This window comes from Streptomyces sp. NPDC048291 (genome assembly GCF_043201715.1).
Lineage (GTDB): Bacteria > Actinomycetota > Actinomycetes > Streptomycetales > Streptomycetaceae > Streptomyces.
Window position 1 is genome coordinate 125,613 of record NZ_JBICZC010000014.1, and the last position, 10,207, is coordinate 135,819.

Here is a 10,207-nt window from a genome sequence, read left to right on the forward strand (position 1 = left end):
CCGCCGGGATCGGGTCTGGACTTCCAGTCCAGATGATAGACAATAATTCCAGACCGTCGACGCTCAACCCGCGTCCGGCGGCGCCCGAACGGAGGACGAACATGCCCGACACCCCGCCCGTCACCCTCCAGGACGTGTACGACGCGGCGGCGCGGATCAAGGGAGTGGCCCACCGCACCCCCGTGCTGCGCTCGCGCACCCTGGACGAACTGGTCGGTGCCGAGGTCTTCCTGAAGTGCGAGAACCTCCAGCGCATCGGCGCCTTCAAGTTCCGCGGCGCCTACAACGCCGCGTCCCGGCTCTCCGCCGGGCAGCTGGCCAAGGGCATCGCCGCCTACTCCTCGGGCAACCACGCCCAGGCCGTCGCCCTCGCCGCCAGCGAACTCGGCACCACCGCCGTCATCGTGATGCCCGAGGACACCCCGCGCGCCAAGCTGGAGGCGACCGCCGGATACGGCGCGGAGATCGTGACGTACGACCGCTACACCGGCGACCGGGTCGCGATCGGCGAGGCCCTCGCCGCCGAACGCGGGCTCGCGCTCATCCCGCCGTACGAGCACCCGCACGTCATCGCGGGGCAGGGCACGGCCGCTCTCGAACTCATCGAGGAAGTGGGCGAGTTGGACGCCCTCGTGGTGCCCGTCGGGGGCGGCGGGCTGATCGCGGGCAGTGCCATCGCGGCCAAGGGGCTGCTGCCCGGGATCCGGGTCGTCGGGGTCGAGCCGGAGGCCGGCGACGACACCCGGCGGTCCCTGGCGGCCGGGCACCGGGTGTCGATCCCGGTGCCCCGGACCATCGCCGACGGCCAGGCCGCGGACATCCCCGGCGAGCTGACCTTCTCCCTCAACCAGCGCCTGGTGGACGACATTTCGCTGGTCTCCGACGACCAGATCCGGGACGCGATGCGGTTCGCCTTCGAGCGGCTGAAGACCGTCGTGGAGCCGAGCGGCGCCAGCGGTCTGGCCGCGCTGCTGGCCCGTCGGGTGGCGCCGCTGCCGCGCCGGATCGGGGTCGTCCTGTCCGGGGGCAACGTGGGCGCGGAGCGGTTCGCGGAGATCATCGCCGGCTGACCGGCAGCAGGGGCGGCGGTACCCCCGCCGGAGGTCAGGAGCCCGCGCGTGCCTGCACGGCGAGCCGGCGCCTCGCTGCTGGCCGGGCCCCCCGAAACGCACCTTCTGGACGCTGTCCGCCCAGGGGAACGAGTCGGCACACCGGAGTACGCCGTAGCCGGGCGCCGCGCTCCCGCGGTGGCCGACCCGGCGTCTCCGTCCCGGCGGAGAACCGGGAACTCAGCAGTCGCGGAACTCCGGCGACTGGTTCAGGATCTGCGCGCGCGTCGAGGTGAAGCGGGTGTGCGTCTCGCCGCCCCGCGCCCCCGGCGGGAACACCGCGACCCGGTGGCAGTTCTGGAAGGCCAGGGCGACCCCGAAGTGCCGTTCCAGGCTGCCGCGGATCGCGTCGGAGGACAGCGCCCGCAACAGCTGCCCGCGCTCCTTCTCCGACGGCGGCGGGGTCTGGTTGTCGGCGAACTCGGCGTTGCCGCCGCGCAGTTCGGCGGTCAGCCGGGCGACAAGGTGGTACGCGTACGGCAGTGAGGCGCGGACGGTATCGATGAAGTCCTCCTCCCGCACCGCGCCGTTCTCGGCTTCGGCGAGCAACTGCGGGGAGACGTCGAGCGACATGTGACGGTGTCCTGTTCTTCTCAAAACGTGTGTGGGAAAAGAGGGATGAGGAAAAGGGGAAGGGCGACCGGGGTCTCAGGCGAAGGCGGGCAGCGCGGCCGGACCGTGCCGGAAGTCCGGATCGACCTGGGCGGCCAGATCCTGGCCCGTCGCCGCGTCGGCCCAGGCGGCGGCATTGCGCAGATGGAACTGCACGGCGTGCCGCTGGAAGGACTCCCAGTCCTTGCCCCGCGCGTCCACGGCGGCCCGCAGCCGGTCCAGGGCCAGGGAGTTGTGCGGTTCCAGCGCTCCGCTGCCGCGCCCCTGTTCCTGGGCGCGGACGTACGGCGACAGCTCGCAGTGGGCCACCAGGTCGCCGCCCACCCGCTCGCGCAGGAAGGCGAGGTCGTCCGCGCCGGTCACCTTGTTGCCGACCACCGCGACCGGGATGCCGAACTCGGCCGCGTGGTCCCGGTACTGGCGGTACACGGAGAGGCTCTTGCGGGTCGGCTCGACCACCAGGAAGGTCATGTCGAACCGGGTGAACAGCCCGGAGGCGAAGGCGTCGGCGCCCGCCGTCATGTCGACGACCAGGTACTCGCCGGGGCCGTCCACCAGATGGTTGAGGTACAGCTCCACCGCGCCGAGCTTGGAGTGGTAGCAGGCCACCCCGAGGTCGCTCTCGGCGAACGCCCCGGTGACCATCAGCGGTACCCCGCCGACCTCCTGGACGTGCCGGGAGTGCACCTCGTCGTCGCCGAGCAGCCGCAGCAGCCGTGACCCGCGCCCCGGCGGGGTCGTCTTGACCATGGCCTCCCGGGACGCGATGAGGGGGTTGGTGCCGCGCAGGTAGTCCTTGATCTCACCGGTCCGCGCGCTCAGCGGCGGCGCCGCGAAGAGCTCGTCCTCGTCGAGGCCGAGGGCGTGGGCCAGGTGCTGGTTGATGTCACCGTCGATCGCGACGACCGGCGCGCCGGACCGTGCCAGGTGACGGGTGAAGAGGGCCGACAGCGTCGTCTTGCCACTGCCGCCCTTGCCGACGAAAGCCACGCGCATCGCTAGCCGCCACCCCCGTTGTTGAAAATGGATGTCATGAGCAAAGGTTGTAGGGGTGCCGTCGGCGGTGTCAAATCGGTTGGTCCGAACGGGTTGCGGGCCCGTTCGGCCGGAGGCTGATCATGAGCCCTTGACCCCTGTCACCGGGCCGACCTAGCCTCCAGCCAACACACCTGGACAGATGGGCCGACGATGGCGGACGCACGGGAACCCGGCAGACAGCTCCAGGTCGAGACGCACGGGCTCGACGTGATCGGCGACGCCGACCGCAAGGGCACCCCGCGGACCCTGTTCTGGCCCTGGTTCGGCGCGAACGTCTCCGTCCTCGGCCTGAGTTACGGCGCCTTCGCGCTCGGCTTCGGCATCTCCTTCTGGCAGGCGCTGGCCGCCGGCGTCCTCGGCATCCTCGCGTCGTTCCTGCTCTGCGGCTTCGTCGCGGTCGCCGGGAAGCGGGGCTCGGCGCCGACCATGGTGCTCAGCCGGGCCGCGTACGGCGTCCGCGGCAACCGGCTGCCGTCGGTCGTCTCCTGGGTGCTCACCGTCGGCTGGGAGACCGTCCTGATCGCCCTCGCCACCATGGCCACCGCGACCGTCTTCACCCGGCTCGGCTGGGGCGGCGGCACCGGGACCGAGGTGGTCGCGCTGATCGTGGTCTGCGCGCTGACCGTCCTCGGCGGTGTGATGGGCTTCGACCTCATCATGCGGCTGCAGACCCTGATCACGGTGGTGACCGGCGTCCTCACCGTCGTCTACGTCGTCCTCGTCGCCGACCACATCCACTGGGCGACGGTGCGCGCGATCCCGTCCGGCTCCGCCCAGGAGTTCATCGGCGCGCTGGTGTTCATGATGACCGGCTTCGGCCTCGGCTGGGTCAACGCCGCCGCCGACTACTCCCGTTACCTCCCGCGCACCTCCTCCGGCCGGGGCGTGGTCGGCTGGACCGCCTTCGGCGGCTCCGTCGCCCCGCTCCTCCTGCTGGTCTTCGGCCTGCTGCTGGCGGGCTCCTCCGCGACCCTGGACAAGGCGGTCGCGGCCGACCCGATCGGCGCGCTGACGACCATCCTCCCCACCTGGTTCCTGGTCCCCTTCGCCGTCGTCGCCGTCCTCGGCCTGGTCGGCGGCGCGGTCCTGGACATCTACTCCTCCGGACTGGCCCTCCTGTCCGCGGGGCTGCCCGTGCCCCGCTACCTCGCCGCCCTGGTCGACGGCGTCCTGATGATCGCCGGCTCGGTCTACATCGTCTTCTTCGCCGACGACTTCCTCGGCCAGTTCATGGGCTTCCTCACCACCCTCGGCGTGCCGATCGCCGCCTGGTGCGGGATCATGCTCGCCGACCTGGCGCTGCGCCGCCGCGACTACGACGAGACCGACCTCTACCGCCCCGCCGGCCGCTACGGCGACATCCCCCTCCTGCCCCTGCTCCTCACGCTCGCCGCCACCGCCCTCGGCTGGGGCCTGGTCACCAACACCGCCGCGAGCTGGCTGACCTGGCAGGGCTACCTGCTGGGCCCGCTCGGCCTCGGCGGCAAGACCGGCGCCTGGGCCTACGCCAACCTCGGCGTCCTGGCCGCCCTGGCCCTCGGCCTCCTCGGCACCCTGGCCCTGGGCCGCGCCCGGGTCCGGACCCAGGAGGACCTGCCCGAAAGCACCGCGGCGACGACCGTATGACGACCCCGCCCGGCCTGCTGGCCGTCATCGACATGCAGCGGGTCTTCGCCGACCCCGCAAGCCCCTGGGCCGCCCCGCGCTACGCCGAGGCGGCCCAGGGCGTACGACGCCTGCTGCCGGCGTTCGGCGACCGCACGGTCTTCACCCGCTTCGTCGCCCCCGCGCACCCCACCGGAGCCTGGCAGGCCTACTACGACCGATGGCCCTTCGCGCGCCGGCCCCCGGACGCCGGACTCTGGCACCTGACCGACGAGTTCGAGGGGCAGGCCGAAGTCGTCCTGGACGCACCGACGTTCGGCAAGTGGACCCCCGAACTCGCCGCCCTGGCCGCCCCGTACGGCCGCCTGGTCCTGGCCGGTGTCAGCACCGACTGCTGCGTCCTGTCCACCGCCCTCCCGGCGGCCGACGCCGGCATCGAGGTCCTGGTCGTCGCGGACGCCTGCGCGGGCGCGGACGACGACTCCCACGCGAAGGCGCTGCACCTGCTGGACCTCTACCGCCCGCTGATCCGGGTGACGACCACCGCCGAGCTGCTCGGCTAGTCCCCGCGCCTAGTCCCGGCGGGACACCTCCACGTTCTCCAGGATGCCGAGGGCGTCCGGGACCAGGACGGCGGCGGAGTAGTAGGCGGTGACCAGGTAGGAGGCGACCGCCTGTTCGTTGATGCCCATGAAGCGGACGGTCAGGCCCGGCTCCTTCTCGTCCGGCAGGCCGGTCTGGAGGAGGCCGACCACGCCCTGGTTCTGTTCGCCGGCGCGCAGCGCGATGATGGCGGAGCTACGGTCGCCGGTGACCGGGATCTTGCCGCAGGGGAGCAGCGGGACGCCCCGCCACGCGGGCAGGTGGTGGCCGTCGACCTCGACGTTCCCGAAGTACAGGCCGCGCTTGTTGCACTCCCGGCCGAACGCGGCGATCGCCCGGGGATGGGCGAACAGGTGCGTGGTGTCGCGCCGCATGGCGAGGAGCTCGTCGAGGTCGTCGGGGGTGGGCGGGCCCGAGTGGGTGGAGATCCGCTGGGCGTGGTCGGCGTTGTGCAGCAGGCCGAAGTCCCGGTTGTTGACCAGCTCGTGCTCCTGGCGCTCCCGCAGCACCTGCACGGTGAGCTTCAGTTGCTGCTCGGTCTGGTCCATCGGCCGGCTGTAAAGGTCGGCCACCCGGGTGTGGACGCGCAACACGGTCTGGGCGACGCTCAGTTCGTACTCGCGCGGGGCCGGCTCGTAGTCCACGAAGGTGTGCGGGATGTCCGGCTCGCCGGCATGCCCCGCGCTGAGCGCGATCTCCGCCTCGCCGAAGGTGTTCGTCTCCCGGTGCCCGTCGAGACCGGCCAGTTCCACGTGCGCCCGCAGGTCGGCGTGCCGGTCCGCCACCTCCCGGAACGCCGTGTGCGGCAGCGCCAGCACGGTGGTGGCCGTCGCCGCGCGGGCCGTGCACTCCCAGGCCCCGTCGAGTCCGGCGAGCACCCGGCCGCCGAAGGTGTCGCCGTCCGCGAGCAGACCGACGACCGCCTCGTCGCCGTAGGGGCCCTCACCGATCTGCTCCACCTTGCCGTGCGCGATCAGGTACACGTGGTCGGCCGGTCGCCCCGCCGTCGCGATCACCTGCCCGGGCGCGTACTCCCGCTGCTCGAACCGCGCCGCCAGCGCCTGCAGCGCGGTGCCGTCCTCGAAGCCGCGCAGCAACGGCAGTTCGCCCAGCTCGGCGGGGATCACCGTGACCTGCGCGCCGGTCTGCACGAAGGTCACCCGGCCGTCGCCGACCCGGTACGACAGTCTGCGGTTGACGCGGAAGGTGCCACCGGGCACGTCCACCCACGGCAGCGTCCGCGTCAGCCACCGTGAGCTGATCTCCTGCATCTGGGGTGCGGACTTGGTCGTCGTGGTGAGATTCCGTGCCGCGGCGGTACCGAGGCTCTGCTGCTCCCGCTCCTCGGCGTCCGCCGCGGGCGTCGTACCGGTCTCGACCGACATCGCTGTCCCTCTCTCACGTCGCAGGTGTGACGGCACGCACACGGACCGTCACCTTCCGCGGCTACCCCTACCCCCGCGCCCGCACCGCGAGTGATGCCGGGGGACGGAGCGCGAGGCACGTGCCACCGGGAACTGCCCCCACACCACCCCCCACACCACCCCGCACTCCGCCCCGGGCACCCCCGGACCCCGGTTTCCGCGCAGGCGCCACACGGTTTCCGGCCGGAAACCGGGCGGCGCCCCTGCGGAAACCGCGAGCCGCGGCGCAAGCCCGAGTGATCCTCGGCGCATGCCCCGGCCCGCACCGGGTACGCGTGCCGTGGCCGCCCGGCGCCCTGCCGGACCCGCGGCCCGTACCGACCGCTACCTGGGGATCTGCCATGGAGACACCCGCACACGACTTCCCGACGCCGGCCCAGCGGGCGCTCGACACGCTGGCCGTGAACGCCGAGGACCACGACGCCCTGGACACCCTCGCGCAGAGTGACGTGCTGGTCCCGGTGCCGGACGACGCCGCGGAGGCGGCCGACCCCGCGATGATCGCCCTGCCCGTCCTGGAACGCCCCGACGGCGACCCCGTCGTCCCCGTGTTCACCTCGGAGGGGGAGCTGACCGGCCTGCTGCCGACGGTCTCCCGCTACCGCGTGGTGCCGCTCGGCGCACTCGCCTCGCAGTGGCCCGAGGACAACCTCTCGCTCGCCATAGACGGCAGCTCCGCGCACGCCCTGACCCTCACCTCGGAAGGCGTACGCACCCTGCTGGCCCGCCCGGCGGGCTGAACGAGGCGCTCCGGTCACCAGGAGACCGGCGCCCGGGCCAGAATGGCGCCATGGAATGGATCTCCGGGGTGGCCGGGGGACTGGTACTGATCCTGGTGCTGCGCAGCATCCTGCGCACGCTCGTGGTCCCCCGGGGCCTGTACTCCGTCCTGGTGTACCGGCTGTGGTGGGGCCTGCGCCGCGTGCTCTGCTTCACCGCGCACCGCGGCGGCTACCGGGCCATCGACCGCGCCCAGACCTGGCTCGCCCCGCTCATGCTGGTCGGCATGCTCGCCGCCTGGCTCGGCGGGGCGTTCCTCGGCTTCGGGATGCTGCTGTACGCCTTCTCCCCGCTCTCCTGGAGCACCGCGTTCCGGGAGGCGGGCTCCAGCCTGTTCACCCTCGGGTTCGCCAGCGGCGCCCGGCTGCGGCTGTCCGCGCTGGACTTCGTCGCCGCCGCCACCGGCCCGGTCGTCATCGCGCTGCAGATCGCCTACCTGCCCACCCTGTACGCCGCCTACAACCGCCGCGAACTGGAGGTCACCCTCCTCCAGTCCCGGGCCGGCGAGCCCGCCTGGGGCCCGGAGATCCTCGCCCGGCAGTGGCTGGTCGACACCGAGACCGCGCTGCCCGAGCTGTACCGCTCCTGGGAGCGGCTGGCCGCCGACATGGGGGAGAGCCACGCCACCTACCCGGTGCTGCTGGCGTTCCGCTCGCCCCGCCCGTACCGCAGCTGGCTGGTCGGCCTGATCGCCGTCATGGACGCGGCCGCCATCCAGTTGGCGCTCGCCCCGCGCACCGCCCCGCCGGAGGCCCGGCTGATGCTGCGCGCCGGCTTCACCGCGCTGCGCGACATCGCCGCCTCCGTGCGGGCGACCTTCGACACCGACCCGGCCCCCGACACCCCCATCGAGCTGACCTACGAGGAGTTCGCGGAGGCCGTGACCATGCTGGAGAAGACGGGCTTCCACGCCGAGCGCGGCACCGAGGCGGCCTGGCCGCACTTCCACGGCTGGCGGGTCAACTACGAGGCGGTCGCCTACGAGCTGTGCCGCCGCTGCGACGCCGTACCCGCGCTGTGGACCGGTGGCCGCGACTTCGCGGCGCAGCCGATCCCGCCGCTCCGCCCGGTGGACCGCCGGCCGCCCGAAGGACGGCCGGAAGTTCCCCCCGTCCGCGGGTAGCGGGGCGCATCCTGAGGGAAGATCCCAGCAGGGGCCGGGGAGACCGAGAGGGGCGGATCGTCGTGAGGGTCGTCCTGCTGGGCACCGCCGCGGGCGGCGGGTTCCCGCAGTGGAACTGCGCCTGCGCACTGTGCGCCGCCGCCCGGGACGGCAAGCTGCCCTCCCGCACCCAGGAGTGCGTCGCGCTGACCGGCAACGGCCGGGACTGGTGGCTGCTCAACGCCTCCCCGGACATCCGCGCCCAGCTCACCACCACGGCCGCGCTCTGGCCGGGACCGGGCCCCCGGGACACCCCGGTCCGCGGCGTGCTGCTCACCGACGCCGAGGCCGACCACGTCACCGGCCTGACCGTGCTGCGCGGGGCACCGGACCTCAAGGTCTACGCGGCACCGCCGGTCCTGACGGTACTGGCCCCGGCCCGTGGCGCCCTCGACCGCTACGCCCCCTGGCAATGGGCCGACAGCCTGGCCGACGGCGGCTTCGTGCTGGCCGGCGGCCTGGTCGTCAGCGCCCACCCGGTCGGCGCCAAGGTCCCCACGTACGTCCCGGCCGCGCTCGCCGAGCCCGACGGCCGCTGGGTCACGGCGTACCGCGTCGAGGACCTGGCCACCGGGGGAGTCCTGCTCTACGCCCCCTGCGTCGGCGCCTGGAGCGACACCCTGGACGACCTGTGCGCGGAGGCCGACTGCGTCCTGCTCGACGGCACCTTCTTCACCGCCCGCGAGATGGGCACCACGGTCCGCTCAGGCCCCCGCCAGGCGGCGATGGGCCACCTCCCGGTCTCCGGCGCCCACGGCAGCCTCGCCGCCCTGGCCCGCCACCCCCGCACGCGACGCATCTACACCCACCTGAACAACACCAACCCCCTGGTCGACCCGGCCTCCAGGGCCCGCGCCCAGGTGGCCGCGGAGGGCGTCGAGGTCCTTCCGGACGGCATCGAGTTCGCGCTCTGAGCGGGTTCCGCCGGAAGTGCCGTGATGTGCCGGCTGCGGCATCGTCGTGGCTGGTCGCGCAGTTCCCCGCGCCCCTTCAGGGCGCTGCCGAACCTACCCGTCCGCCCTTTCGAGCATCCGCCCCAGCACCGCCCGCTGCAGCGGGCGTACCTCCGTGTGCAGGGCGCGGCCCTTCGCGGTGAGCGCGACCCAGACCCCCCGCCGGTCCTCGACGCAGACCGAACGTTCCACCAGGCCGTCCTTCTCCAGCCGTCCGATCAGCCGGGAGAGCGCGCTCTGGCTCAGGTGGACCCGGCCCACCAGGTTCTGCACCCGGCAGTGGTCACCCTCGGCCGGGGTCTCGGTGGCGAGCAGGTCGAGCACCTCGAAGTCGCTCGCGCCGAGCCCGTGCGGATGCAGCACCCGGTCGATCTCGCACATGGTGCGCGCGTGCACCGCAAGGATGTCCCGCCACTGTTCCTCGAGCCGGGCCTCGGCCGTATTGGCTGCCATACCCGCACCGTAACACCGATCAAGCCAATTGTTGAGTGTGCAACTAGTGCGGGTGCAAGCAGTCCGACGGTCCTCAGGCCACCGGGTCCTGGAGCAGCCCCACCATGTTCCCGTCGGCGTCCTTCACCGAGGCGACCAGCCGCCCGTTGCCGACGTCCCGCGCGTCCTGGACCAGCTCGGCGCCCGCCGCCAGAAGCGCCGCGAGCCGCTCCGGCAGATCGGTGACGTGCCAGAACGGCGTCGGCCCGGTCAGCCCCTGGGCGTGCCCGTTCGGGTCGAGACCGACGTCCTGCCCGGCGGCCTTGAACCCGATGTAGTACGGCTCGTCGGCGTACGGCTCGACGCCCAGCAACGCACCGAACAGCGCCTTGGCCCGCGCCGCGTCCTTGACGGGGTAGATGATCGTCTGCATGCCTTCGCTCATGGCGCTCTCACTCCTCGCGATAAGGGAACCGGCACTTTCCGGCC

General features: G+C 72.9%; 11 protein-coding genes. 6 read left to right on the plus strand and 5 right to left on the minus strand.

The window, feature by feature from the left end:
- The first annotated feature begins 101 nt into the window (after window positions 1-101).
- Window positions 102-1,070: a threo-3-hydroxy-L-aspartate ammonia-lyase gene (locus tag ACGF5O_RS35080; RefSeq protein ID WP_393813932.1), complete on the plus strand. Its 969-nt coding sequence runs from the start codon at window positions 102-104 to the stop codon at window positions 1,068-1,070.
- Window positions 1,071-1,289: 219 nt separating this feature from the next.
- On the opposite strand, the gene ACGF5O_RS35085 is transcribed toward ACGF5O_RS35080, so the two are convergent.
- A complete protein-coding gene (locus ACGF5O_RS35085) occupies window positions 1,290-1,682 on the minus strand; it encodes an SCO5389 family protein (protein ID WP_393813933.1) in 393 nt (130 codons plus the stop codon).
- Window positions 1,683-1,757: 75 nt separating this feature from the next.
- Window positions 1,758-2,717, minus strand: coding sequence for an adenylyl-sulfate kinase (locus tag ACGF5O_RS35090; protein WP_393813934.1), 960 nt, complete (start codon window positions 2,715-2,717; stop codon window positions 1,758-1,760).
- Between the two features lie 192 nt (window positions 2,718-2,909).
- On the opposite strand from ACGF5O_RS35090, the gene ACGF5O_RS35095 reads away from it, so the two are divergent.
- Window positions 2,910-4,385 carry a purine-cytosine permease family protein gene (locus tag ACGF5O_RS35095; protein WP_393813935.1) on the plus strand — a complete coding sequence of 492 codons (1,476 nt, stop codon included), beginning with the start codon at window positions 2,910-2,912 and terminating at the stop codon, window positions 4,383-4,385.
- Window positions 4,382-4,927 (plus strand): cysteine hydrolase family protein, encoded by a 546-nt coding sequence (locus ACGF5O_RS35100; protein ID WP_393813936.1) that lies wholly within the window; start codon window positions 4,382-4,384, stop codon window positions 4,925-4,927. Before ACGF5O_RS35095 ends, ACGF5O_RS35100 begins: the two co-directional genes overlap by 4 nt.
- Window positions 4,928-4,936: 9 nt before the next feature.
- Here ACGF5O_RS35100 and ACGF5O_RS35105 read toward each other — a convergent pair whose 3' ends face one another.
- On the minus strand, window positions 4,937-6,352 hold the full coding sequence (locus ACGF5O_RS35105; protein WP_393813937.1) for a family 2B encapsulin nanocompartment shell protein: 1,416 nt from the start codon (window positions 6,350-6,352) through the stop codon (window positions 4,937-4,939).
- A gap of 380 nt (window positions 6,353-6,732) precedes the next feature.
- Here ACGF5O_RS35105 and ACGF5O_RS35110 point away from each other — a divergent pair, with 380 nt between their 5' ends.
- The 3 genes from ACGF5O_RS35110 to pqqB all read left to right on the plus strand — a co-directional run bounded on the left by ACGF5O_RS35110 (window position 6,733) and on the right by pqqB (window position 9,247).
- Complete coding sequence (locus ACGF5O_RS35110) at window positions 6,733-7,131, plus strand: SseB family protein (protein WP_393813938.1); 399 nt, start codon at window positions 6,733-6,735, stop codon at window positions 7,129-7,131.
- Window positions 7,132-7,181: 50 nt separating this feature from the next.
- Window positions 7,182-8,294, plus strand: a complete 1,113-nt coding sequence (locus ACGF5O_RS35115) for a hypothetical protein (protein WP_393813939.1) — start codon at window positions 7,182-7,184, stop codon at window positions 8,292-8,294.
- Window positions 8,295-8,356: 62 nt separating this feature from the next.
- Window positions 8,357-9,247 carry a pyrroloquinoline quinone biosynthesis protein PqqB gene (gene pqqB / locus ACGF5O_RS35120; RefSeq protein ID WP_393813940.1) on the plus strand — a complete coding sequence of 297 codons (891 nt, stop codon included), beginning with the start codon at window positions 8,357-8,359 and terminating at the stop codon, window positions 9,245-9,247.
- A gap of 93 nt (window positions 9,248-9,340) precedes the next feature.
- On the opposite strand, the gene ACGF5O_RS35125 is transcribed toward pqqB, so the two are convergent.
- Window positions 9,341-9,739, minus strand: coding sequence for a MarR family winged helix-turn-helix transcriptional regulator (locus tag ACGF5O_RS35125; protein ID WP_393813941.1), 399 nt, complete (start codon window positions 9,737-9,739; stop codon window positions 9,341-9,343).
- Between the two features lie 73 nt (window positions 9,740-9,812).
- Window positions 9,813-10,163 (minus strand): VOC family protein, encoded by a 351-nt coding sequence (locus ACGF5O_RS35130; protein ID WP_393813942.1) that lies wholly within the window; start codon window positions 10,161-10,163, stop codon window positions 9,813-9,815.
- Window positions 10,164-10,207 lie beyond the last annotated feature (44 nt).

Bases quoted from the DNA above. Each gene is read 5' to 3' on its own strand.
- ACGF5O_RS35085 (WP_393813933.1), bottom strand. From the start codon at position 1,682: ATGTCGCTCGACGTCTCCCCGCAGTTGCTCGCCGAAGCCGAGAACGGC.
- ACGF5O_RS35130 (WP_393813942.1), bottom strand. From the start codon at position 10,163: ATGAGCGAAGGCATGCAGACGATCATCTACCCCGTCAAGGACGCGGCG.
- ACGF5O_RS35095 (WP_393813935.1), top strand. From the start codon at position 2,910: ATGGCGGACGCACGGGAACCCGGCAGACAGCTCCAGGTCGAGACGCAC.
- ACGF5O_RS35125 (WP_393813941.1), bottom strand. From the start codon at position 9,739: ATGGCAGCCAATACGGCCGAGGCCCGGCTCGAGGAACAGTGGCGGGAC.
- ACGF5O_RS35090 (WP_393813934.1), bottom strand. From the start codon at position 2,717: ATGCGCGTGGCTTTCGTCGGCAAGGGCGGCAGTGGCAAGACGACGCTG.
- ACGF5O_RS35080 (WP_393813932.1), top strand. From the start codon at position 102: ATGCCCGACACCCCGCCCGTCACCCTCCAGGACGTGTACGACGCGGCG.
- ACGF5O_RS35105 (WP_393813937.1), bottom strand. From the start codon at position 6,352: ATGTCGGTCGAGACCGGTACGACGCCCGCGGCGGACGCCGAGGAGCGG.
- ACGF5O_RS35115 (WP_393813939.1), top strand. From the start codon at position 7,182: ATGGAATGGATCTCCGGGGTGGCCGGGGGACTGGTACTGATCCTGGTG.
- ACGF5O_RS35110 (WP_393813938.1), top strand. From the start codon at position 6,733: ATGGAGACACCCGCACACGACTTCCCGACGCCGGCCCAGCGGGCGCTC.
- ACGF5O_RS35100 (WP_393813936.1), top strand. From the start codon at position 4,382: ATGACGACCCCGCCCGGCCTGCTGGCCGTCATCGACATGCAGCGGGTC.